Below are 22,625 nucleotides of genomic sequence, written 5' to 3' on the forward strand. Positions count from 1 at the left end.
TCAAAGAAGCGGCGCGTTTGTGGCATACGTGGGGGTGCATGATCGTGCCCCCCGCGTGCCGAACGAAACGCAGGTGTAGCACAAGGGTTCTTGCCATGGAGGCAAGAGATATTTGCTGATACTGCAACAATGGCGCGCCAATCATTGCGATTGGCTGCATTTGTGAGAGAATCCGCGACGCCCTATCGGTCCGGATGCAGCCCGTTGGCAAGATAATCCATGAAGGCCTGCGTGCGCCGGGATACCTGACGCCCGGCGGCATGGACCGCGTAAAGGTTCATGTCATTCAGCTTGAAGCGATCGAGCACCGTTTCCAGCCGCCCGGCCTCCAAATCCTGCGCGATGTCGTAATCCGACTTGAGGACGACCCCGGCGCCCGAAATCGCCCACTGGCGCAACATGCCGCCATCGTTGGCCATGCGATCGCCGCCGATGTGGACTGTGATCGGTGCACCGTCCTGCATAAAATGCCAGACGCTCTGCGGTGCGCCCCTGCGTGACTGAATCAGGCAATTGTGATCGACAAGGTCGCTTGGACTGCGTGGGCGGCCGCACCGGTCCCAGTAGGCCGGGGCCGCGCAGACCGAACGGCCGCACCGCACGATCAGCCGCGTACGCAACCGGGAGTCGGAAAGCGGCCCGGTGCGGATGCCAAGGTCGTAGCCGCCCTCGACAAGATCGACCACTTCATCGCTCAGCGACAGTTCGAACTGGACTTGCGGGTGGAGCGCGATGAAGCCGTCGATCAGGTGCGACAGGCGTGAGCGGCCGAAATCGTTGATCGAGGTCAGGCGGACGAGCCCGCGCAAAGGGCCGTCCCCCGCGACACGCTCGATCGCCTCGTCGAGGTGCTGCACCAGCTGGCGGCATTCGACGACGAAGCGCTCGCCCGCCGAAGTGAGCGCCAGGCTGCGCGTGGAACGCAGCACCAGCCGCGTGCCGACGTGCTCCTCCAACCGTCGCAGGCTGGCGGTAACTGCCGAAGGCGCGAGGCTGCGCGCCCGCGCCACTTTGGCGAGGCTCCCCCGGTCGGCGATCTCGATGAAGATGCGGATGTGGGCGATCAGGTCCATAATGCAGATTATGTGCATAATGCCTTCATTGGAAAGGTCATTATTCTGCGGAACTGCGCTTCCTAAGTTCCCTTGCACGCAAGCGACACAAGACATGGAGACAAGGCATGGCGCAACTCGACGGACAGAAGGTACTCGTGGTCGGCGGCAGCTCGGGGATCGGTGAGGCCACCGCTGCGCGGCTCAAGGAGCTGGGCGCAAGCGTGACGCTCGCCTCGCGCAGCCGAGACAAGCTGGAGGCGGCCGCCGAGCGGATCGGCGGCGCCGACGTTGCCGTGCTCGATACCCGATCGGACGAAGGCGTCGCGCAGTTCTTCGCCGACGCGCCGCAGTTCGACCACATCGTCATTTCGGCGGCGCAGACGCCCGGCGGCAAGGTCAAGGAACTGCCGCTCGGCGATGCCTATGCCGCGCTCGACAGCAAGTTCTGGGGCGCCTACCGCGTCGCGCGCGCCGCACAGATCCGTCCCGGCGGGACGCTGACGTTCATTTCCGGCTTCCTCAGCGTCCGCCCCGGAGACTGGGTGCTGCAGGGCGCGATTAACGCGGCTCTGGAATCGCTGGCCCGCGGTCTTGCGCTTGAACTGTCGCCCACACGCGTCAACGCGGTATCGCCTGGCGTCATCGCCACGCCGCTGTGGGGCGGCATGGCCGAAGCCGACCGACAGGCGATGTTTGATGCTACCGCCGCCGGGCTGCCGGCCAAGCGCATCGGCCATCCCGAGGACATCGCCAATGCCATCGCCTATCTGGTGATGACGCCCTACGCTACCGGATCGACCGTCCTCGTCGATGGCGGCGGCGCCATCGCCTGACCGGCATCACCCGAACGACGGAGCATTGCCATGACCCAAGCCATTCACCGCGCCGACCCGCTGATCTGGGGCGAGGGACCGCGCCTGTTCGAAATGTTCCTGGAGCCGACCTGCCCGTTCTGCGTGCGCACGCTCGGCAAGCTCGACGCGCTGCTCGATGCGGCGGGGCGTGACCGGGTGAGCGTGCGCATCTGGCTGCATTCGCAGCCCTGGCACATGTTCTCGGGCGTCATCGTGCGCGCGGTCCTTGCCGCATCGATGCTGCCGGGCGGGCGCGACAATGCCCGCGCCGTGCTCGACGCGATCGCCCCGCGCCGCGAGGAGTTCGAGTTCGAGAAACACTGCCGTGGCCCCAACATGGACGCCACGCCCGCGCAGATCATTGCCCGGCTGGAAAACTACACCGGCCTCTCCCTCGCCAAAGCCTTCGAGTTTCCCGAGCTGGAGGCCGAGATCAAGAAGCACACCCGCTACGCCCGCCAGAACGGCATCCATGTCTCGCCCACATTCCTGATCGACGGACTGGTGCAGGCGGACATGGGGAGCGGCGACCCGGTCGAGGACTGGGCGCACAAGCTGACGGCCTAGCTCACGTTCGGAAAGGAGATCTTCCCATGAAGCACGCACTCATCGCCGGTGGCCTCGGCGTCATTGGCCGCAATCTCGTCAAGCACTTCGCCGGGCTCGAAGGCTGGCAGACCACTGCGATTTCGCGCCGTACGCCTGATGACGACATGGGCGCGCGGTTCCTCTCGGTGGACCTGCACGATCTTGCCGCCACGAAAGCGGCGCTGGCCGACCTCGGTGACGTGACGCATCTGTTCTATGCCGCCTATCAGGAACATGCTGATCCGGCCGAGCAGGTTTCGGCCAATCTCGCGATGCTGACCAATCTGGTCGAGGCTGCCGAGGCCGCCTGTCCGTCGCTGGAGCGGGTAGTGCTCTACGAGGGCGGCAAGTATTATGGCGCGCACGTCGGCGCCTTCACCACCCCCGCGCGGGAAGACGATCCGCGCGTGATGCCGCCGATGTTCTATTACGATCAGGAGGACTGGCTGCGCGCCCGCGCCGAGGGCAAGCGCTGGGACATGGTCGTGCTGCGCCCCGACGTGGTGTGCGGCTTCGCGATCGGCAATCCGATGAACCTGTCGATGGTGATCGCGGTCTATGCGGCGATCTCCAAGGAACTGGGCCTGCCGCTGCGCTTCCCCGGTTCGGTGGGCTGCTATGAGCGGCTGGCGCAAGTGACCGACGCCGCGCAGCTGGCCGCCAGCTCGCAATGGGCGGCCGAGGCAGCGCCGGGGGGCGAAGCCTACAACGTCACCAATGGCGACATCTTCCGCTGGAAGCACGTGTTCAAACAGGTCGCGCGCTGGTTCGACATGGAACTGGCCGATCCGCTAGCGATCAACCTGCAGGCCATGATGGCGGACAAGGGCCCGGTGTGGGATCGCATCGTGGAGCGCCACGGTCTGAGCGCGGTACCGTTCGAAAAGGTCGCGGCCTGGGGCTTCGGAGACTTCATCTTCAATTGCGATTGGGACGTGATCTGTTCCACAACGAAAATTCGTCAGGCCGGCTTTGCGCCGGTCGTCGATTCCGAGGCCATGTTCCTCCGCCTCTTCGAAGAATTCCGCGAAAGGAAGATCATCCCTTGACCACCCACACCGGAAGCAAGGCGCTGGCGCTGCTCGTTGCCGGCACCTTCTTCATGGAGAATCTCGACGCCACCGTCGTCACCCCCGCGGTGCCGGCGATGGCGAAAAGCTTCGCGGCCGCGCCCGTCGATCTGTCGGCGGGCGTTTCGGCGTACATGATCGCGTTGGGCGTGTTCATCCCGGTCAGCGGATGGGCGGCGCAGCGTTTTGGCGCACGCCAGATATTCGCCGCTGCAATCGTGATGTTCACGCTGACCTCGCTGCTGTGCGGGATGGCGCAGGACCTGCCGCAGTTCGTCGCGGCGCGGGTGCTGCAGGGTATCGGCGGCGCCATGATGGTCCCCGTCGGCCGCCTCGTGGTGCTGCGCGAGACGCCCAAGGAGCGGCTGGTCTCCGCGATCGCGGTGCTGACCTGGCCGGCGCTCGTCGCCCCGGTTCTCGGCCCGCCGCTGGGCGGGCTGATCGTCGATCATGGCGACTGGCGGTGGATATTCTGGCTCAACCTTCCGCTCGGCGCGATGGCGCTGGCGGGTGCGCTGCGGCTTGTGCCGCATCTTGAAGCAGAACCGCAGCGGCGCTTCGACTGGACCGGGTTCCTGCTGCTGGGCGGCGCGATCTTCGCGCTGATGCTGATGGCGGAGGACATGTCGCGCCCCGATGCCTCGCTACCGGTTGCAGCGACCGGAGTCATCGTCGGCCTTGTCCTGCTGGGCCTCGGCGTGCGCCATCTCAACCGGGCCGAGACGCCGATGCTGCGGCTTTCCGCGCTGGAGACGCAGACGTTCGCGGTGACGATCTGGGGCGGATCGCTGTTCCGCATGGGGGTGAGCGCGGTGCCGTTTCTGGTGCCGATCATGTTCCAGGTGGGTTTCGGTTATACCTCGTTTCAGGCTGGCGGGATGCTGATGGCGGTGTTCGCCGGAAATCTGACGATGAAGCCGTTCACCACCGCCGGCATGCGCCGCTTCGGGATGAAGCCGGTGCTGCTGGTCAACGGCACGCTCAACGCCGCGATGATCGCCGCCTGCGCGCTGTTCGGCGCCTGGCTGCCGCTGTGGGCGACCTGCGCGATCCTGTTTCTGGGCGGCATGACCCGCTCGATGCAGTTCACCGTGTTCAATACCATCGCCTTCGCCGATGTCCCCAAGGACCAGATGACCGATGCCAACACGCTGTTCTCGACCGCGTTCCAGCTGGCGATGGGCATGGGCATCACGCTGGGCGCGATCGCATGGCGGCTGGGCGAGGTGCTGGGCCATGGCGGCGATCCGGCGGCACCGTTCCGCATCGCCTTCCTGATCGTGGCCGCAGCATCGGCGCTGGGCATAATCGACAGTCTGAAGCTGGCCCCTGATGCCGGTCGCATTGTCGCCGGCCCGAAAGCTTCCCTGACGAACTCCCCGCAACCCCCCAAAGGAGAACCCAAATGAACAAGCGCGCACTCGGCAGGACCGGTCTCGATATTGCGCCGCTCGTGCTCGGCGGCAACGTGTTCGGCTGGACTGCCGACGAACAGGCGAGCTTCGCCGTGCTCGATGCCTTCGTCGATCACGGTTTCGATACGATCGACACCGCCGATTGCTATTCCGCATGGGCGCAAGGCAATTCCGGCGGCGAATCCGAGGCGATGATCGGGGCCTGGGTCAAGGCACGACCGGGGATGCGCGACCGGGTGAAGATTTGCACGAAGGTCGGTTCGGTCACCGGCGGCCCGCATCCCGGCGGGCTGAGCGAGACTTATATCCACGAAGCGGTGGAACGCTCGCTGGAGCGGCTGGGGATCGGGACGATCGACCTCTACTTCGCGCACTGGCCCGATCCGGCGGGCACGACTTATGCCGAGACGCTGGGCGCCTTCGCGAAGCTGATCGACGCCGGCAAGGTCAAGGCGATCGGCGTGTCCAACGTCGATGCGGGCCAGTTGGCCGCGTCGCTGGAGGCGGCCGAAGCAGCCGGGCTTCCGGCGTACCAGGTGCTGCAGCCCGAATACAACCTCTACGACCGCGCGCAGTTCGAAGGGCCGCTTCAGACGCTGTGCCGCGAACGGGGCATCGGCGTCGTCACCTACTACAGCCTCGCTTCGGGCTTCCTTTCGGGCAAGTACCGTTCGGAGCGGGATTTCGGGCAGTCCGCGCGCGGCGGAGATGTCGGCCGTTATCTCGATGCGCGCGGCAAAGCGATCCTCGCGGCGCTGGACGGGGTGGCGGACAAGCATGGCGCGGCACCGGCTGAAGTGGCTCTGGCATGGCTGCTGGCGAAACCCGACGTCACCGCACCGATTGCCAGTGCGACCAAAGTCGCGCACGTTGAAAGTTTTGCGCGTGCGGCGGCGCTTTCGCTCGGCATCGACGATATGGAGCTGCTGGACGCTGCAGGCGCCTGACGATGATCGCTTCCTCGCCGACGGAAAAGTCGTGGCTACTCGGCCGCAACTTTTCCGTCGGCGCGCGGTATGTCGCTTTTCCCGTAACGATTATCCCGGATATAGGGAATTTGTTTCCCGGCATTTCGGCTACCAAGCGCCGAGAACCTTTATATCATGGCGGCATGATAAGCGACGGCAGTGAGTTGTCGCGACAGGGATGATCGGCTTCGTTCGCCGCCTGGGTGCCATTGGCGCTATGCGCCGCCGCGTGAAGGGCCATGACGACTTCCAGCTCCGGTCTTCTCTTGGTGAGAGGTTTGGTCGGATATGCAGGTCGCTACTTCCATGGAATTTGCCGGTTCGGATTTGCCGCGCCGAGCAGCCCCTAGGCAGTTTTTGCTTGTCGTGGCGGTCGCCTCGCTTGGTGGCACGCTGTTCGGCTACGACACTGGCGTTATCGCCGGTGCGCTTCTGTTCATCCGCGATCAGTTCGCGCTTTCGGAATTCATGCAGGGCGCGGTCGTCGGTATCGCCCTGTTCGGCGCGCTTGTCGGCGTGGCGATCAGCGGCACTCTGTCGGACCGATACGGCCGTCGCCTGCCGATCGCACTGTGCGCGCTGTTCTTCATCCTAGGCTCGCTGGCCTGTGCCTTCGCGCCAGACGTTGTGATGCTGATGATCGGCCGCGGACTCATCGGCGTCGGGATCGGCATCGCCAACTCGGTCACGCCCATCTATCTGGCCGAGATTTCGCCACCCGACCGGCGCGGCATGATCATTTCGCTCAACTCGGTCTGCATCGTCGCCGGGCAGTTGGCCTCATTCCTGCTCGATTACTGGATGATCGACTGGAACCACAATTGGCGCTGGATGCTAGGCTTCGGTGTGCTGCCTGGCGTGCTGCTGATCATGGGTATTGCCCTGCTGCCTCAGAGCCCCCGCTGGCTGGCGGCAAAGGGCCGGCTGAAGGACGCCGAAGTCGTTCTGCGCCGGATGCGTAACCCGGAAGGGGTTGCGGCGGAAGTCGAGCTTCTTGCTCGCGATGCGGCTCAGGAATCGCAGGCATCGCTGACCGACAACCACAAGCCTATGGCTGCGGAAATGTCGTGGAAGACAATGTTCAAGCCGCGCTATCGCCGGGTGCTTCTGGTCGGTCTGCTGCTGTCGTTCTACCAGATGGCGACCGGCATCAACGCCATTCTCTACTATGCGCCAATCATTTTCGAAAAGGCGGGCGCGAACACGCCTGCGCTCGCCCTTCTGGCGACCTCGGCGCTGGGTCTGGTCAATACCATCTTCACGCTGGTCGCCATGCAACTCGTCGATCGCGTGGGCCGCCGGGCGCTGTTGCTGGCCGGGCTGGGCGGCGTGATCGCGACGCTGGCAATTCTGACGGGCGGCATTCTTCTTGGCCTCAGCTCGATCTGGTTCGCGACGCTGTGCCTGTGCGGTTTCATAGCCTGCTTCGCGCTGAGCCTGGGGACCGTCTATTACGTCGTCGTCGGCGAGATGTTCCCGCAGGAAATCCGTAGCCATGCCATGGGCCTGTCCACCGGCATGGTCTGCGTGACCAACCTGTTAGTCACGATCGCTTTCCCGGTGGCCAACGCCGCGTGGGGCAATGCGGGATCATTCGCCTTCTTCGCGGTGATCGCGGCGACTGCCTTTCTCTTCATCCTGCGCGCGCTGCCCGAAACGAAGGGGCGTGACTTGGGCGAGATGCGCACGCTCTTCGGCATCCATTGATCAGGGACCGTCATGACACTTTCCGCCACTACCGAGCAGGCAGCGATCGCACTGCGCTCCGACGTCACGTTCTCCATGCCCTGGGCAATGGTGCAGCATTTGCCCTTCCGGGAGCAGGTGCGTGCGGTGGTCCTGGCAGGCTTCCAGGAGATGTCGCTCAGCCCGATCGACATCATCAGGTCGATCTGCGCGGGCGTCTCGCTGCACGAGATGAAGACGGTGCTGGACGGCGAAGGCATCGTCGTCGGCCGCGTCGATCCGCTGACCGCTTGGGTGCCGAACTGGAAGGCGCACAACTTCGATTTCGATTTCAGCTTCACCACCGCAACCGACCCACAGGCGATCTTCGACGTTGCCGATCATTTCGGTGCGAAGCACGTCAGCCTCAACGCGATGTGGCATCCGGACACCTATACGCAGGCGGAACTGGTCGAGCATTATGCGACGATCTGCCGGCGTGCCGCTCCCCACGGGCTAACCTGTGACATCGAGCCGATCCCGATGTGGGGAATTCCGCGGCTGGAGGATGCGCTGAAGATAATTGAGCTCTCCGGCGTGACCAACAGCGGCATCGTGCTCGACACGACGCATTTCTTCCGGGGAGAGACCCCGCTGGACATTCTGGCGTCGATGCCGGGTGATCTGGTCACCACGGTTCAGATCTGCGACGGCTACATGCCGGCCACGGCCAGCCTTGAGGATGAATGCTTTCACCGCCTCTGGCCGGGTGAAGGCGGTTTCCAGCTGAACGCGATGATCGACTTGCTTGACGATATCGGTGGGTTGAAGGCGGTAGGCCCAGAAATATTCGCACCCACTTATGCGCTTGAGAGAACCCCTGCTGAGGACATTGCTATCATGGCTAGGGAGAGCATGTTGCGCTTTCCGAAGTTGACGGCCATCGGGTACTCGCCGCCGGGTAACTATTGATATTGCATGGAAGGTTTCGGGATCAGCACCCGATGACCTGAGTGACTGATTTGGGCGCAAATCCGCCAGTCGCTTTCCTACACATGGCGCGTTCCGGTACATTGCGTTTCATGTCCAGCGACTCTCGCATCCGCCACGCAAGGTTACACCTCAAGGTGACACATCGGCCTTGCAAGGTGACACCTGTAACCTTGCAGGTGTCACCTTGGCGGGCAAATGTGTCACCTTGCGCTCATAAGGTGACACTTTCCGGCCCCAAGGTGACACCTTTTCCCTCTGGACCGTGTAAACCGTGTAAACCTGCCTCTCGCAGCCGCCCGGTGCCGTGCGAAGCGGCTGGTCGAAATCTTCCGGCGCGCTATCATGGCGGGTGGGAGAAAAGATATGTCCGAAAGGCTCGTGCGTCATCTGGCGCAATATGCGGCGTATCATCGGGACCGGCGCAATGTGATGACGCACATGGTCGGGATTCCGATGATCGTGCTGGCGGTGGAGGTGCTGCTGGCGCGCCCTCGGGTGGAGATCGCAGGGATCGGCCTGGCGGCGGTGGACTTCGCGATCGTGGCGGTGTGCTGCTTTTACTTCACGCTGGATCGCAAGCTGGCCTGCGGCATGGCCGTGGTGCTGGCGGTGGGCAAGGTGATCGGCGGCAAGCTGGCGCAGCAGGATGCCGCCGTCTGGCTGGGCTGGGGGCTGGGGCTGTTCGTGGTCGGCTGGGTGTTCCAGCTGCTTGGCCACAAGTGGGAAGGGCGCAAGCCCGCCTTCCTCGATGACGTGCGCGGCCTGCTGATCGGCCCGCTGTTCGTGCTTGCCGAAGCGGTGTTCCACTTCGGCAAGCGGCTGGAACTGCGCGGGGCGATCGAAAGGCGGCTTGAACCGGGGCCGGCTCAGGCCGACTGAGTCAGCGCATCGACCGCGGCGATGGCGGCGGCGATGGCTTCTTCGCGGCGCAGGGTGGACGTGTCGATCACCACGGCATGCTCTGCGGCGCGAAGCGGGGCGTCCTTGCGGCTCCGGTCGCGTTCGTCACGGGCGGCGAGGTCGGCGGCGATGTCCTCCAGCGAAACGTCGCGGCCATGGGCCTGCATTTCGAGGAAGCGGCGCTGCGCCCGCGCCTCGACCGAGGCGACGACGAAGAGCTTGGCGGCCGCCTCCGGCGCGATGACGGTGCCGATGTCACGCCCGTCGAGCACCGCGCCGCCGGGCTGGGTGGCGAAGTTGCGCTGGCGTTCGAACAGGGCCTGGCGCACCGTCGGGTGGATCGAAACGCGGCTGGCAAGGCCGCCCGTGGCTTCGGAGCGCAGTTCGGGATCGCTCAGCAGTTCGGGCGCGAACGTGCAGGCCGTAAGCGCATCGACCGGATCGTCGGGGTTTCCGCCGCTCAGCAGGCACTGGCGCCCTACCGCGCGATAGAGCAGCCCGGTATCGAGGTGCGGCAGATGGAAATGCGCGGCAAGCGCCTTCGCAATGGTGCCCTTGCCCGATGCGGTCGGCCCGTCGACGGCGATTATCATGCCGTCAGCCCTTCGAGCATGGCTTCGAACACCGGGAAGCTGGTAGAAATCGGGCGCACGTCGTCCACTTCCACGCCCGCCCGGCTGGCAAGTCCCGCCACCGCCATTGACATCGCGATGCGGTGGTCGAGGTGGGTGGCAATGGCATGTTCGGTGCCGGGAAGCGGTTCGCCGCCGGTGCCGGTGATGATCATGCCGTCCTCAGTCTCGCGCACGGTCGCCCCGGCAGCGGTCAGCGCGGCGGCCATCACCGAGATGCGGTCCGATTCCTTGACGCGCAGTTCCTCCAGCCCGGTGGTGGTGGTGACGCCCTCTGCCAGAGCGGCGGCGACGAACAGGACGGGGAATTCATCGACCATGGCGGGGACAATGGCGGGATCGACTTCAACGCCATTGAGTGCGGAATGCTTGACCAGCAGATCGGCCACTGGCTCTCCCCCGACTTCGCGGGGGTTCACTTCCTCGATGGAGCCGCCCATCTGGCGCAGCACTTCGACGATGCCGGCGCGGGTGGGGTTGAGCCCGACATTCTCGATCAGCACTTCGCTGCCCGGAATGACGAGCGCGGCGACGATGAAGAAGGCCGCAGAGGAAGGGTCGCCCGGAACCTCGATGGTCTGGGGCTTCAGTTCGGCCTCGCCCTTGATCGAGATGACGCGCGCGCCGTCGGCATCGGTCTCGACGGCAAGGTCCGCGCCGAAGCCGCGCAGCATGCGCTCCGAATGGTCGCGGGTGGGCACGGGTTCGACGACGGTGGTGATGCCGGGCGTGTTGAGGCCGGCCAAGAGGATCGCGCTCTTAACCTGCGCCGAGGCCATCGGCAGGCGGTAGCGGATCGGGACGGCGGGCGATGCGCCCTTTAGGATGAGCGGAAGGCGCCCTCCTTCCGAAGCCTCGAAGCTGGCGCCCATCGTCGAAAGCGGATCGATTACCCGGCCCATCGGGCGCTTCGACAGTGAGCCGTCGCCGATGAACGTCGCGGTGATCGGGTGGCTGGCGACAAGGCCCATCAGCAGGCGGGTGGACGTACCGGAATTGCCCATATCCAGCGGTGCCTGCGGCTGAAGCAGCGCGCCCACGCCGACGCCGTGGACCGTCCAGGCGCCTTCGCCGGTACGCTCCACGGTGGCCCCCATCGCGCGCATCGCGGCAGCCGTGGACAGCACGTCCTCGCCTTCCAGCAGGCCGGTGACTTTGGTTTCGCCAACCGCCAGCGCGCCCAGCATGATGGAGCGGTGGCTGATCGACTTGTCGCCCGGCACCCGGATTCGGCCCTTGAGCGGCCCGGTCGGCAGGAAGCGGCGGGGGCGCATGGTCAGGCTGTCGTGGCTCACAGGTTCGGGTCTTTCCGGGCTTGAATACTGCAAAAACGGGGCGGCTTTTGACAGCGCCTGTCCGCTATGGCAAGGCGCGCGCCCTGATGCAGCCTGCGCGCTTGATTTCGGCAGACTTGATTAAGTACGCAGGCTTTCCCATCAAGACACGGTATTTTTCGCCCGCGCCATCCGGAACGGGCCAGACGAGGACTTTCCATGGCCAAGCCTGAATGGGGCGCCAAGCACGGCTGCCCGAAATGCGGCACCCGATTCTACGATCTGGGCAAGGACGACCCGGTCACCTGCATTGAATGCGGCAACGAATGGACGCCCGAGCCGGTGCTCAAGTCCAAGCAGCCGATTCCCTATGAGGAAATCCAGAAGAAGGAAAAGGTCGAGACGGAAGACTCCGATCTGGCCGAAGACGATCTGGATATCGACGACGACGGCGATTCACCCGACAACGACGTTGACCTTGGCGGTGACGACGATCTCGGCATCGGCGGTGGCGACGACGACGACGACATCGAGAACTGATGTAATGTGGTGCGGCGCCGGTATGTCCTTCCGACAAGGGGAGGGCGTCCGGCGCCGTCGCATCGGCTTCGGCCAGGGTGCGAAAACTGGATGCCGAAAAAAATCGACGTCACGCAAATTTTCCTCTTGCCAAGTTTTCCGACCGCCCCTAGATGGCGGCCTCCCAAGCGGAGGCGCTTCTGAGAAACGCCGGAAAGCAAGGGAAACGGGTTGGTTCTCCCAGAACTAACTTGCTGAAATGATTGGGGCCTTAGCTCAGCTGGGAGAGCGCCTGCATGGCATGCAGGAGGTCAGCGGTTCGACCCCGCTAGGCTCCACCATTTCATATATTACTGTTTCGCATGATTGCGGGCACGCTGGTTGACGAGGTTTCGTCCACTGGCGTTTTTTGCTATCAGGTCATGCACGCGTCGGTCAGCGAGGTTTCGCCCACCGGCGTTTTTGGCGTGTTTCACGCCGTCTGAGATGGAGTGAGCGCCGAATGTTCGACAGTCTTTCAGATCGCCTTGGCGGCGTCTTCGACAAGCTGCGCGGCCGTGGTGCGCTCAAGGAGCAGGACGTTCTCGATGCCATGCGCGAAGTGCGCATCGCGCTGCTCGAAGCGGACGTCGCGCTCCCGGTGGTGCGCCGCTTCATCGATACCGTCACCGAAAAGGCCATCGGTCAGAACGTCCTGCGCTCGGTCACACCGGGGCAGCAGGTCGTCAAGATCGTCAACGATGCGCTGATCGAAACGCTGGGCGGTGAGGATACCCCTGGTCTCGATCTTGAGGCCGTTCCGCCTATCGTAATCATGATGGTCGGCCTTCAGGGTTCGGGCAAGACCACCAGCACGGCCAAGATCGCCAAGCTCCTCAAGGAGAAGCAGGGCAAGAAGGTCATGATGGCCTCGCTGGACGTGAATCGTCCGGCCGCGCAGGAGCAGCTGCGTGTCCTGGGCGAACAGGTTTCTGTTGCTACTCTGCCGATTATCGCAGGTCAGCAGCCGACCGAGATCGCCACCCGGGCCATGCAGGCCGCGCGTTTGCAGGCCGTGGACGTGCTGCTGCTCGACACCGCGGGCCGCCTGCACGTCGACCAGCAGTTGATGGACGAGATGAAGGCGGTCGCCGCCATCTCGAATCCGCGCGAAACGCTGCTTGTGGTCGATTCGCTGACGGGTCAGGACGCGGTCAACGTTGCGCAGTCGTTCTCGGGCCAGGTTGATCTCACCGGCGTCGTGCTTACCCGCATGGACGGCGATGCGCGCGGCGGTGCGGCGCTGTCGATGCGTGCGGTCACCGGCAAGCCGATCAAGTTCGCAGGCACCGGCGAAAAGATGGAGGCCCTTGAGGTCTTCCACCCCAGCCGCGTCGCCAACCGCATTCTGGGCATGGGCGATATCGTCTCGATCGTCGAGAAGGCGGCAGAGGCGGTCAAGGTCGAAGAGGCCGAGGCGCTTGCCAAGCGCATGGAGCAGGGCAAGTTCGACATGAACGACCTGCGCATGCAGCTCAAGCAGATGCAGAACATGGGCGGTCTTGGCGCTCTGGCCGGCATGATGCCGGGCATGAAGAAGGCCAAGGCGGCGATGCAGCAGTCAGGCATGGATGACCGCGTATTGCTGCGCATGGATGCGATCATCGGTTCGATGACTCCCAAGGAGCGCGCGAATCCCGCGCTGCTCAATGCCAAGCGCAAGATCCGCGTGGCCAATGGCTCCGGCACTCAGGTTCAGGACGTCAACAAGCTGCTGAAAATGCACATGGAGATGTCCAAGGCCATGAAGCAGATCAAGAAGATGGGCGGCCTCAAGGGGCTGGCCGCGATGTTCGGCAAGGGCGGTCTCGATGCCGCGATGCCGGGCCTTGGCGGCGCCGGTCTTGGACCTTCGGCCGGGGGCTTCCCCGGTCTGGGTGGTGCGGGCGGGGCTCCCGATCTCAGCAAATTCCTGAAACGATAATTCCAGACATTCCAGAAATAATAGAAAGGTAATTCAAATGGCAGTTTCGATCCGTCTCTCGCGTGGTGGTGCGAAGAAGCGTCCGTACTACAAGATCGTCGTCGCCAACGCGACCGCGCCGCGCGACGGCAAGTACCTGGAGCAGGTCGGTACCTACAACCCGATCCTCGCCAAGGACGATGAAAACCGCGTGCGTCTGGTCGAAGACCGCGTGCGTTACTGGCTCGGCGTTGGCGCGCAGCCGACCGACCGCGTCGCTCGTCTGCTCGACAAGGCCGGCGTGAAGGAACGCGCTGCGACCAACAACCCGAACAAGGCTGAGCCGGGCAAGAAGGCCAAGGAACGCGCTGAAGAAAAGGCTGAAAAGCTGCGCGAAGCTGAAGAAGCTGCGAAGGCTGCTGCCGAGGCTCCAGCCGAAGAGGCTGCTGCCGAGGAATCGACCGAGGCATAAGCCTTGGTACAGCCCGGTAAGGATCGCCCCGTCACGCTCGCCGCCGTTTCCGGCGCGCATGGCGTGACGGGCGAGGTTCGCCTCAAGCTGTTCGGAGAAGGCGTGGCGGCGCTCAAGCGCTACCGCGCCTTCAACGATTCTTCGCTTACGCTGGTGAAGCTGAAGGATGACGGCAAGGGTGGCGCGATCGCTCGCTTCGACGAAGTGAAGGACCGTAACGCGGCGGAGAAGCTGCGTGGCACGGTGCTCACTGTCCCGCGCTCGGCAATGCCGGCGCTGGAGGACGGTGAATACTACCACGCTGATCTGCTGGGCCTGCCTGCGCTCTCTGAAGAGGGCGAAGCGCTAGGCATCTGCATCGCGGTAGAGAATTTCGGTGCAGGCGATGTGCTGGAGATCGAACGGCCCATGGGCGAGGACGGCAAGCGCCGCCGCTTCATGGTTCCGATGACGCCCGCAGCCGTGCCCGAATGGAACGGCGATCGCATCGTCCTCAATGCGGCCTTCGCGGAAGAATGACGTTCTCCGCCACAGTCCTGACTCTCTATCCGGAGATGTTCCCCGGTCCGCTCGGCGTCAGTCTGGCGGGCAGGGCGTTGTCCGAGGGCAAGTGGTCGATGGAACCCGTCCATATCCGCGACTTCGCGAAGGACAAGCATCGTACCGTCGACGACACGCCCGCAGGCGGCGGCGCCGGAATGGTGCTGAAGGTGGATATCCTCGCCGCGGCGATCGACCATGCGCGATCTGCCAATCCCGGGGCGCCAGTGATCGCGATGACGCCGCGTGGCAAGCCGATTTCTCAGGAGCGCGTGAGACAACTTGCAGATGGCCCCGGCGTCATCTTGCTTTGCGGACGTTTCGAAGGCTTTGACGAGCGCATCTTCGATGGTCGCGAGGTCGAGGAGGTGTCGGTTGGCGACATCGTGCTATCCGGTGGAGAATGCGCCGCTTTGATGGTACTCGACGCTTGCATTCGGCTGCTTCCCGGCGTAATGGGCGCGCCTTCCAGCGGGACCGAGGAATCGTTTGAGGACGGTCTTCTCGAATACCCGCATTACACCCGACCCACTGAGTGGGAAGGGCGCACGATCCCTGAAGTGCTGCGATCGGGGGATCATGCGAAGATTGCTGCCTGGCGGAAACAACAGGCGCAGGACGATACACGGTCACGCAGGCCGGACCTCTGGGAGCGTCACAGGGACGCTCGGGTTCAGCCTGCCTCTGGCGCGCGGCGAACGAAGAAGGATTTGGGTTCATGAACCTGATTCAGCAGATCGAAGCCGAGGAAATCGCCAAGGCTGGCAAGGATATTCCTGAGTTCCGTCCGGGCGACACCGTCCGCGTCGGCGTGAAGGTCGTCGAAGGCACCCGCACCCGTGTCCAGGCTTACGAGGGCGTGTGCATCGCGCGCTCGAACCGTGGCATGGGTTCGAACTTCACCGTGCGCAAGATGAGCTTCGGCGAAGGCGTGGAGCGCGTTTTCCCGCTCTACTCGCCCAACATCGACTCGATCACGGTCGTACGTCGCGGCGTCGTGCGTCGCGCCAAGCTGTACTACCTGCGTGGTCGTACCGGCAAGCGCGCCCGTATCGCTGAGCGTCGTATCACCGACAACGCGTAAGCGTCGGCACTGGCCCGGTTCAACGCCGGGCCTGCATCAAGAGGCGGTTCGGATTCGGGCCGCCTTTTTTTGCGCCTTCTCATGATTTGAGCAACTGTGCCGGGGTGAAACGTCAAGTTCGTTTTCGGCTCAGTCGCACAAACGCCATCGGACTTAGGGCTCCCCAACGTGAGTCGGCCAGCACTCTGGCTCCGTTGCTGCATTGCACAACGCTTCGTCTCTGTGAAAACGGCGGAAAAACGCGATTAACTGCCAGTTTTGGCTCGATTTGGGCCTTGCCACCCGCGGGAAAACCCGCTCAATTCCGTCGCTCCTGAGGCGATTCAATTTTCTCAACCATCCGCTCCACTGAAAGGTAAGGGGGTTCCCATAATGAACAAGAACGATCTCATCAGCGCAGTCGCCGATTCGAGCGGGCTGACCCGCAGCGACGCCACCAAGGCTGTCGAGTCCGTGTTCGACGCGATCTCGGGCGCGCTGAAGAAGGGCGACGAAGTGCGCCTCGTCGGCTTCGGCACCTTCTCGGTTGCCAAGCGCAAGGCTTCGACCGGCCGTAACCCCCGCACCGGCGAGCCCATGGAAATCAAGGCTTCGGCTCAGCCGAAGTTCAAGGCCGGTAAGGGCCTTAAGGACGCCGTCAACTAAGACGGTCGACGGGCCTGCAACGCCTCGCAGGCTTACCTGAAAAGCGCCGCGCCAGCCCCGTCAGGGCCGGCGCGGCGTTTTTCGTTCGGGATGAAGGGGGGCTTTCGGGGTGGTGCTCGACGGCACATAACGTGCTCTTATGGGCACCCAACACCCGGCCATGCCCTGCTGGTGCCCGGGCCTCCATGGTGTCATGGCGCCCGGGCGGCTGCGGTTGTCGCGTTTATTCGGTTTCGCGCGTGGCGGCCGCGTAAAGTGCGATCGCTGCGGCATTGCTCACGTTGAGGCTTTCCATCGCTTCGCTGATCGGCAGCTTGGCGATGGCGTCGCAGTGCTGGGTGATATTGTGCCGCATACCATCGCCCTCCGCGCCGAGCACGAGGGCGACCGGGCCGGTGGGGAGGGCTTCGGCCAGCGTTGATTCGGCTTCGCCGTCAAGGCCGATGCGCCAATAGCCGGCTTCGGCGATCTCTTCGAGCGCGCGGGCAAGATTAACCACTCGAACCCAGGGCAGAACTTCAAGCGCGCCGGATGCGGATTTTGCGAGCGTGCCCGATTCGGGCGGCGCATGGCGGTCCTGCGTGACGATGCAGCAGGCATCGAAGGCTGCTGCAGAGCGCATGATGGCGCCGACGTTGTGGGGGTCGGTTACCTGGTCAAGCACAACGACCGGGCGCGAAGCGTCGCCGTCCAGCACGTCGCCCAGGAAAATGTCGTCAAGCGGCGCGCATTCGAGCACGAGACCTTGATGCGGCGCATCCTTCGCCACGAGACGGGCGAGGTCGGAAGGTTGTGCCCATTCCACCGGGAAGTCGCTGGGCAGCTCACCGTCGAGCGATTCGACGCCTTCGCGGGTCGCCCAAAGTTTGCGATGGCTGCGGTCGGGGTTCTTGAGTGCGGCCTCGACGGCATGACGGCCCCAGAGCCGCACCATGCCCGTGGAGGCGCGACCGCTGCCGCGACCGTTCTTCATCCGGCCCGCGCGGCCGCGCAGAGCCTTGCCCCGACGGCCTTCCCCCTCGTCTTTACCCTGGGGGCCGGCGTGTTCGCCACGCTTGGTCATTTGTCGTCCTTTCGAAAAATAAACGCGGTAAATGCAAAAATCTTGCCCCCTCTGACAGGGAGGGCATTGACAGGCAAGGCTCGCTTCGGCAAAGGCGCGGCTCCTCGGCAACGGGGCACCTTCGGGGGCCTCGACCAACGCCGGATTTCCAAGCTTTTGCTAGGATTTCCAGCCGCCAACAACTGGTGTGGACAGGTGGCCGAGTGGTTAAAGGCAGCAGACTGTAAATCTGCCCGTGCAAGCGTACGCTGGTTCGAATCCAGCCCTGTCCACCACCATTGCTCTCAAAGGCGCAGAACTACTGCCCTTTGGGCGGGTTAGCCAAACCGGGTTCGCCAATCAGCTTTCGCATCGCCTCATCAGCAAGCCGTCCACGGTCGGCCTTCGCCGCGTAGTGAGCGAACGTTGCGTTCTTCTTTTGGCCTGTGACGGCACGTCCCTGCGCATCGGTGGCGCCAGCCTCGGCTAGCTGGCGTGACATGGCTTTGCGCAGGCCGTGCAGCGACCCCGGACAGCCGGCGGCACGAGCCCATTTCCGAAAGCGATTGCCAAGGCTTTCGATCGTGTACGGGCCACCGTGTTCGCCGGTGATGAGCCAGCGAATCGGAGCGGCGGGAAGGGCCTCGATCGCAGCTCGGGTTTCCGCCGTGATCGGCACGCTGGTTTCGTCGGTGCCCTTCGCATGGATGACGTTCCAGCGCCCGCCCTGCAGCTGCTTGCGTTCCAGCTCTGCAAGGTTGCAGCGGCGCGCTGCCGTGTTGAGGGCAAGTTCGAGCGTCAGGCGCGCGGTCGTACCCAGCGCGTGATAGGCGCGGTACCGGTCGATTTCTTCGTCAGTCCACGTGTGGAAGCCCGGACCCGATCGAAACGAATCAGTCTTCTCGGCCGGGTTGACCGTCATCCACCCCAGCTTGATCGCATAGTCGAACAGCTTCTTGAGTGCTTTGCGCAGGTTGTTCGCGCTCGCGGGTGTCGCAGCAAGCTCTGCGATATGCACGTCCAGGACGCCGACCGTCGCTCGCTTTGCAGGGTAGGTGCCGTATCGGACACCCCGTTTGTCTACGCGAGCAAGGTACCGTTCGATGATCCGCCTGTATGTATACTGGCTAGAAGATTTCATGCGGAGCCAGCGCGGCGCGGCGAAGAGCTTGCGAGCGAGATCGTCCATGGATCCCGGAGCGACGGCATCTGCGGATGAGATGCCGATCGGCGCCGCGCCGGAAGCGTCACGATATTCGTCCATGAATTCGATCGTTCCCGGCTCCGCCTTGAAATAGTACGGCTGCTGGCCCGTTTTCCGATACCTGTATCGGGTCCGACCGTGGCGATCCTTGTAGGCCGTCACATTGTCGGGCAACCAGCGCTGGGCTTTACGACGCGGCATCGTCGAGACCTTCCTCCCATGGGTTAGGCTCCTCGGCAGCGTCGGGCGCAGCAGGCGACTGGACGATTCGCGGCTCCGGGGCGGGATCAATTATCATCCGGCCGGTACGAGGTTCAACGATCAGCACTGCGCCCAGCTTTTTAGCTGCGCGTAGTGCTCGCTCAATATCAGATTGGAGGATGCCAGCGCGGGATGTCATGGGGTCTCGTTTTGTTCCCACGCTGAGCGAATTCGTTCTACCGCAGTCGCAAAGTGTTTCGCACTTTTCTCGATGCCGGTGAAGATTTTGCCGTGGCGAATCGCGGAGACGCCCGTGCTGCCGGTACCCATGAACGGGTCTATGATGGTCCGGCCAGCCATGTTCCGCACGATCTTATCCATCACAGCGAGCGGTTTGACGGTGGCGTGTTTAAAGGTCTTGGCGGGCATGGTGCCCGAGGTGACCCAGCGGTGCATATCGTGATGTTTGCCGACTGGATGATGGCCGTGGTTCCAGGCATGCACGTAGGGCTCGACATCGGCGAGGTAGTGCTTGTTGCACATCGGGCTGGGGTTCCGCTTGATCCAGCCCAGCAAACAGAAGCGCTGGTATCGGCGGTCGATGTATTCGAGCAACTCGGGCAGTTGGTCGTTGTGGCAGAAGATCACGATGGATCCGGCGCGCAGCGGGTTGATGATCGAAATGTCAAAGCCCTGATCCAGCTTCTCCGCGACGATCATATCTGCACCGGTGCGGCTTTTGCGGAACGCGCCGCCGCCTCGGTTGTCGAAGCGGTACGGCGGATCCATGAACTCAGCGTCGAAGAAGCCGAGCCTGTCGCGCAGGCGGTAGGCGTCGCCATGGTAGAGGGTGTGGGGGCCGATCCGGACCACGCCGTAGTCGCCGCCGGGCTCGCCGGCGTCGTATCCGATCGTGACGGGCGCACCGTGTCCGCTCTGGCAATCGCATAGGTCCATGCAAAGGCCGGCGTGGTCCCTGTACCCGGTGTTTGCGCAAATGGGGCAGAACGGTTTCATGCAGCAACCCCCATGCACCCGCAGCCGCTTTCGTCGGCCGAGAAGAGATGATTGCGGCGCTCGCTCATGCTTGCACCTGCGAGCTATAGCGGAGGCGATGGCGCGCGAGCATCTGCAGCGCCCCGTCGTTGTCCAAGATGCCGACTGCAGCCATGTGCGCTGCGCGTTCGGGCGCATATCCCTGCAGGATCAGGGCGCGCCCGAACTCCTCGCGATCTTCGGCAACGACGGGGACCATCTGTGCGGATCGGGCAAGTTCGATCAGACTTCCGGGTGTGAGGTGATCGTGCGTCACTCCGTACCTCCTCGGTAGGGCAGGAAATGTTCACAGCCGATGTTACCGCGCGTATTGCAGTGCGGGCATGGGGCGGGGCTGGAGGCTTGGCGGGTCGGAGCTGGCCTTTCGGCACGGCGAGGCTTCGCGCGAAAGGCGTCCGCAACGCGGGCGCCGTCGATGTGCATTATCCGCTTCGGGGTGCGGCCGGCAGCGCGGCGCGCTTGCACATCGCTCAGGTGCGAAAGGAACTCGGCCATGGCTTCGTCGTCCGGGGTGATCGTCTGAGGCGTCATGCAGGCGTCCTCCTGGTCTCTTGGAATTGCGGCTCGAGGTGAGCGCGGTTCATGGTGGGAGCGAGTTTCAACTTTCCGGCGGCGACCAGGGCGAGCTGTTCCTCGAACGACTTCGGCCGCCGCGCTTCAGTTTGCGCTTCCTCCCGCCGTTGTCGCCGCCAGAGAGCCTTCGCATCATCGAAGTCGTGGTCGCGCAGGAGGGCGCGGAAGGCAGCGAGGCTGGCCGATCCCTTTGGCGGCCAGTGCGCCTGGTCATAAGTGCCAGGCCGGACGCGGCCGGGTAGGGATGGCGCGGCAAGGCGCTCACCCCGCGCGGCCAGTTCGGCGGCCAGCTGATCCCGAATGCGATACGCGCTGGACGTTCCTATCGCGGCCATTGCGGCTGCGCGGCGGACCGGGACGCGATCAAGCAGCAAGTCGCAAAGCGCCTGGCGTTGCGAAGGCGGAATGAAGAGCGTGCTTTCGGCGACGGTGCAGCGCTTACCGGCCAGGTCACAGCCAGGCAATGTTTCGCCTTTGCGTTTGAGCCGCTTGATCAGACGGTTGCGGATTCGCGTGCAGCTAGTTTTCGACACGCCGGTGTGCTGTGCGACTTTGGCGGTGCCGAACCCCTCTAGAAAGCACTGTTCTACTTCGATGCGTTTCGCCTTGGTCAATTTCACGCCCGAGTAGGCTTCACCAGCCCCCGGCGGCGGCAGAGTGGCCTTGCCGCGGTTCTGCAGGTCACGATTGTAGCGGCGGCGCTGTTCGGCAACGCAGGAAGCTGAAACGCCGAGGCGAAGCTGGATGTCGACGCCTTTGAGCCCCTTCTTCAAGGCATAGCGCACGCGTTCGCGACCCTGTTCCGTCAGGCGGCCGTGCGGGTCGCGCTCGGCCGGGGTGAAACCGCGCCGAGTGCATAGCGCGATCAGCACAGCGTTGTTGGCACTTGCTTCCGCCACGCCGAATTTCGCGCCAATGCGGGCGAAAGACCAATGTTCTTCTTCGCGAAGGCGAATCGCCTCTTCGAGGTCGGTACCGGAGAGGCGTGGCTTGGGTGCCTGGGCTACCCGGCCTGATTTAAGCCCGAGCTTGTTGGCTTTGACGTAGATGGAATGCCAGGAGCGTCCGGGAAGCTGGCCAGCCACGTCAATACCCAGTTCCGGGTATTGCGCGCGGAGGATTTCCAGTTCGCCTACAGTCCAGCGAGGAGTGCGGTGCGCGGGCATCAGGCGATCACCTCGTCCGGCGTCAGCCAGTTCCAGAAGCCCTGCCGGCCTTTCATCGCGATGGGCAAGTCCCAGGGCTCGACCTCGAGCATGGGCCAGCCCCAATTCGCATGCTGGTCCCGATCACTGTCGTTGGCGCGGGGGACACCGAATTCCGCGGCGATCTCCAACCCGTTACGCGGCTCGCCTATGATGGCGGTGCCGATGCCAGCGGACATGGGCAACGGGTTGTCACCTGGTGACCATGCGCGAGCAAGAATAGGGAGGGCCTTCTCCGCATGCAGGCATGTCATGGCGGCATCGGCGCGGTGATCTTTGCTGAGATCCCGATCGCGGAGGGTGACGAACAGGTCGACCACCTCCGGGAGCGCAATTTTGCGCGCGGCGGCGTGGATGACGATGCGCTGCCCGATCAGCGAGCGCGGTGCGCGCCAGCCCCGGAACTCATAGGGCTTGGCGCCGGCGACGATCAGTGACGCCCACGGTTGCCAGATGGTGAGCGCCTTCATGCCGTGCCGCCTTCCGCATACCGGCCTTCTGCCCGAGCGATGAATTCTTTCATCATGGTGATCATGTCGGCGCGGGTGCCGTTGGAGATGTAGTTGACCCGGCCGTTGTCGATCTGGCCGAACTCGGCCACGAGCATGACGAAGCCGAGCCTTTTGGGCTTCACTTTGCCGTTGAGCGTTTCATCGATCGCAGATGCGAGCATGTTCATGTTGGCGCGGTGGCGGGGATCAATCGGACCGTGTGTCATTTGCGGGGCA

General features: G+C 63.9%; 27 protein-coding genes and 2 tRNA genes. 18 read left to right on the forward strand and 11 right to left on the reverse strand.

Features of this window, described 5'->3' with window-relative positions; translation table 11 throughout:
• Window positions 1–182: 182 nt before the first annotated feature.
• A complete protein-coding gene (locus tag A8V01_RS02445; RefSeq protein ID WP_211294940.1) occupies window positions 183–1,091 on the reverse strand; it encodes a LysR family transcriptional regulator in 909 nt (302 codons plus the stop codon).
• 89 nt (window positions 1,092–1,180) lie between these two features.
• Between A8V01_RS02445 and A8V01_RS02450 the strand changes: the two genes are divergently transcribed.
• The 9 genes from A8V01_RS02450 to A8V01_RS02485 all read left to right on the forward strand — a co-directional run bounded on the left by A8V01_RS02450 (window position 1,181) and on the right by A8V01_RS02485 (window position 9,487).
• Window positions 1,181–1,888: an SDR family oxidoreductase gene (locus tag A8V01_RS02450; protein WP_103094366.1), complete on the forward strand. Its 708-nt coding sequence runs from the start codon at window positions 1,181–1,183 to the stop codon at window positions 1,886–1,888.
• Between the two features lie 30 nt (window positions 1,889–1,918).
• Window positions 1,919–2,476, forward strand: coding sequence for a DsbA family protein (locus A8V01_RS02455; RefSeq protein WP_103094367.1), 558 nt, complete (start codon window positions 1,919–1,921; stop codon window positions 2,474–2,476).
• 26 nt (window positions 2,477–2,502) lie between these two features.
• Window positions 2,503–3,546, forward strand: a complete 1,044-nt coding sequence (locus A8V01_RS02460) for an SDR family oxidoreductase (protein WP_103094368.1) — start codon at window positions 2,503–2,505, stop codon at window positions 3,544–3,546.
• On the forward strand, window positions 3,543–4,976 hold the full coding sequence (locus A8V01_RS02465) for an MFS transporter (RefSeq protein WP_245892271.1): 1,434 nt from the start codon (window positions 3,543–3,545) through the stop codon (window positions 4,974–4,976). The genes A8V01_RS02460 and A8V01_RS02465 overlap by 4 nt, the downstream gene beginning before the upstream one ends.
• The gene (locus A8V01_RS02470; RefSeq protein WP_103094369.1) at window positions 4,973–5,929 is read left to right on the forward strand and encodes an aldo/keto reductase; all 957 of its coding nucleotides are present in this window, start codon (window positions 4,973–4,975) and stop codon (window positions 5,927–5,929) included. Before A8V01_RS02465 ends, A8V01_RS02470 begins: the two co-directional genes overlap by 4 nt.
• Window positions 5,930–5,931: 2 nt before the next feature.
• Window positions 5,932–6,132 (forward strand): hypothetical protein, encoded by a 201-nt coding sequence (locus A8V01_RS28020; protein WP_146037158.1) that lies wholly within the window; start codon window positions 5,932–5,934, stop codon window positions 6,130–6,132.
• Window positions 6,133–6,316: 184 nt separating this feature from the next.
• On the forward strand, window positions 6,317–7,657 hold the full coding sequence (locus A8V01_RS02475; protein WP_170065811.1) for a sugar porter family MFS transporter: 1,341 nt from the start codon (window positions 6,317–6,319) through the stop codon (window positions 7,655–7,657).
• A 12-nt stretch (window positions 7,658–7,669) separates the two neighbouring features.
• Window positions 7,670–8,587 (forward strand): sugar phosphate isomerase/epimerase family protein, encoded by a 918-nt coding sequence (locus tag A8V01_RS02480; protein WP_103094371.1) that lies wholly within the window; start codon window positions 7,670–7,672, stop codon window positions 8,585–8,587.
• Window positions 8,588–8,971: 384 nt separating this feature from the next.
• Window positions 8,972–9,487, forward strand: a complete 516-nt coding sequence (locus A8V01_RS02485; RefSeq protein WP_103094372.1) for an Mpo1 family 2-hydroxy fatty acid dioxygenase — start codon at window positions 8,972–8,974, stop codon at window positions 9,485–9,487.
• On the opposite strand, the gene A8V01_RS02490 is transcribed toward A8V01_RS02485, so the two are convergent.
• Together A8V01_RS02490 and aroA are read right to left on the reverse strand one after the other, a co-directional pair.
• Window positions 9,475–10,101, reverse strand: a complete 627-nt coding sequence (locus A8V01_RS02490; protein WP_103094373.1) for a (d)CMP kinase — start codon at window positions 10,099–10,101, stop codon at window positions 9,475–9,477. The two genes, A8V01_RS02485 and A8V01_RS02490, sit on opposite strands and share 13 nt — an antisense overlap.
• On the reverse strand, window positions 10,098–11,414 hold the full coding sequence (gene aroA, locus A8V01_RS02495; RefSeq protein ID WP_103094548.1) for a 3-phosphoshikimate 1-carboxyvinyltransferase: 1,317 nt from the start codon (window positions 11,412–11,414) through the stop codon (window positions 10,098–10,100). The genes A8V01_RS02490 and aroA overlap by 4 nt, the downstream gene beginning before the upstream one ends.
• A gap of 219 nt (window positions 11,415–11,633) precedes the next feature.
• Here aroA and A8V01_RS02500 point away from each other — a divergent pair, with 219 nt between their 5' ends.
• The 8 genes from A8V01_RS02500 (at window position 11,634) to A8V01_RS02535 (ending at window position 16,616) form a co-directional block, all read left to right on the forward strand.
• On the forward strand, window positions 11,634–11,954 hold the full coding sequence (locus A8V01_RS02500; protein ID WP_103094374.1) for a TIGR02300 family protein: 321 nt from the start codon (window positions 11,634–11,636) through the stop codon (window positions 11,952–11,954).
• Window positions 11,955–12,198: 244 nt separating this feature from the next.
• Window positions 12,199–12,274, forward strand: a tRNA-Ala gene (locus tag A8V01_RS02505).
• A 161-nt stretch (window positions 12,275–12,435) separates the two neighbouring features.
• On the forward strand, window positions 12,436–13,896 hold the full coding sequence (gene ffh / locus A8V01_RS02510) for a signal recognition particle protein (RefSeq protein ID WP_103094375.1): 1,461 nt from the start codon (window positions 12,436–12,438) through the stop codon (window positions 13,894–13,896).
• Between the two features lie 37 nt (window positions 13,897–13,933).
• Window positions 13,934–14,347 carry a 30S ribosomal protein S16 gene (gene rpsP / locus A8V01_RS02515; RefSeq protein ID WP_103094376.1) on the forward strand — a complete coding sequence of 138 codons (414 nt, stop codon included), beginning with the start codon at window positions 13,934–13,936 and terminating at the stop codon, window positions 14,345–14,347.
• Window positions 14,348–14,350: 3 nt separating this feature from the next.
• On the forward strand, window positions 14,351–14,866 hold the full coding sequence (rimM, locus tag A8V01_RS02520; protein WP_103094377.1) for a ribosome maturation factor RimM: 516 nt from the start codon (window positions 14,351–14,353) through the stop codon (window positions 14,864–14,866).
• Window positions 14,863–15,609 (forward strand): tRNA (guanosine(37)-N1)-methyltransferase TrmD, encoded by a 747-nt coding sequence (gene trmD / locus A8V01_RS02525; RefSeq protein ID WP_103094378.1) that lies wholly within the window; start codon window positions 14,863–14,865, stop codon window positions 15,607–15,609. The genes rimM and trmD overlap by 4 nt, the downstream gene beginning before the upstream one ends.
• Window positions 15,606–15,971, forward strand: coding sequence for a 50S ribosomal protein L19 (gene rplS, locus A8V01_RS02530; RefSeq protein WP_103094379.1), 366 nt, complete (start codon window positions 15,606–15,608; stop codon window positions 15,969–15,971). The genes trmD and rplS overlap by 4 nt, the downstream gene beginning before the upstream one ends.
• 372 nt (window positions 15,972–16,343) lie before the next feature.
• On the forward strand, window positions 16,344–16,616 hold the full coding sequence (locus A8V01_RS02535) for an HU family DNA-binding protein (protein WP_091148293.1): 273 nt from the start codon (window positions 16,344–16,346) through the stop codon (window positions 16,614–16,616).
• Between the two features lie 223 nt (window positions 16,617–16,839).
• On the opposite strand, the gene rlmB is transcribed toward A8V01_RS02535, so the two are convergent.
• On the reverse strand, window positions 16,840–17,679 hold the full coding sequence (gene rlmB, locus A8V01_RS02540; protein WP_103094380.1) for a 23S rRNA (guanosine(2251)-2'-O)-methyltransferase RlmB: 840 nt from the start codon (window positions 17,677–17,679) through the stop codon (window positions 16,840–16,842).
• Between the two features lie 189 nt (window positions 17,680–17,868).
• On the opposite strand from rlmB, the gene A8V01_RS02545 reads away from it, so the two are divergent.
• A tRNA-Tyr gene (locus A8V01_RS02545) sits at window positions 17,869–17,954 on the forward strand.
• 23 nt (window positions 17,955–17,977) lie between these two features.
• Here the strand turns inward: A8V01_RS02545 and A8V01_RS02550 are convergent.
• The 7 genes from A8V01_RS02550 to A8V01_RS02585 form a co-directional block, all read right to left on the reverse strand.
• Window positions 17,978–19,063 carry a tyrosine-type recombinase/integrase gene (locus A8V01_RS02550; protein ID WP_103094381.1) on the reverse strand — a complete coding sequence of 362 codons (1,086 nt, stop codon included), beginning with the start codon at window positions 19,061–19,063 and terminating at the stop codon, window positions 17,978–17,980.
• A gap of 195 nt (window positions 19,064–19,258) precedes the next feature.
• Window positions 19,259–20,080 (reverse strand): DNA methyltransferase, encoded by an 822-nt coding sequence (locus A8V01_RS02560; RefSeq protein ID WP_245892273.1) that lies wholly within the window; start codon window positions 20,078–20,080, stop codon window positions 19,259–19,261.
• A gap of 64 nt (window positions 20,081–20,144) precedes the next feature.
• Window positions 20,145–20,375, reverse strand: coding sequence for a hypothetical protein (locus A8V01_RS02565; RefSeq protein WP_103094384.1), 231 nt, complete (start codon window positions 20,373–20,375; stop codon window positions 20,145–20,147).
• On the reverse strand, window positions 20,372–20,650 hold the full coding sequence (locus A8V01_RS02570; protein WP_103094385.1) for a hypothetical protein: 279 nt from the start codon (window positions 20,648–20,650) through the stop codon (window positions 20,372–20,374). The genes A8V01_RS02565 and A8V01_RS02570 overlap by 4 nt, the downstream gene beginning before the upstream one ends.
• Entirely contained in the window at window positions 20,647–21,858 is a 1,212-nt protein-coding gene (locus tag A8V01_RS02575; protein ID WP_103094386.1) for a hypothetical protein, read from the reverse strand. Before A8V01_RS02575 ends, A8V01_RS02570 begins: the two co-directional genes overlap by 4 nt.
• The gene (locus A8V01_RS02580; RefSeq protein WP_103094387.1) at window positions 21,858–22,367 is read right to left on the reverse strand and encodes an ASCH domain-containing protein; all 510 of its coding nucleotides are present in this window, start codon (window positions 22,365–22,367) and stop codon (window positions 21,858–21,860) included. Before A8V01_RS02580 ends, A8V01_RS02575 begins: the two co-directional genes overlap by 1 nt.
• Window positions 22,364–22,615 carry a hypothetical protein gene (locus A8V01_RS02585; protein ID WP_103094388.1) on the reverse strand — a complete coding sequence of 84 codons (252 nt, stop codon included), beginning with the start codon at window positions 22,613–22,615 and terminating at the stop codon, window positions 22,364–22,366. Before A8V01_RS02585 ends, A8V01_RS02580 begins: the two co-directional genes overlap by 4 nt.
• Window positions 22,616–22,625: the final 10 nt, after the last annotated feature.

The sequence above is a fragment of the Novosphingobium guangzhouense genome (assembly GCF_002896965.1).
In the GTDB taxonomy this organism is placed as follows: domain Bacteria; phylum Pseudomonadota; class Alphaproteobacteria; order Sphingomonadales; family Sphingomonadaceae; genus Novosphingobium; species Novosphingobium guangzhouense.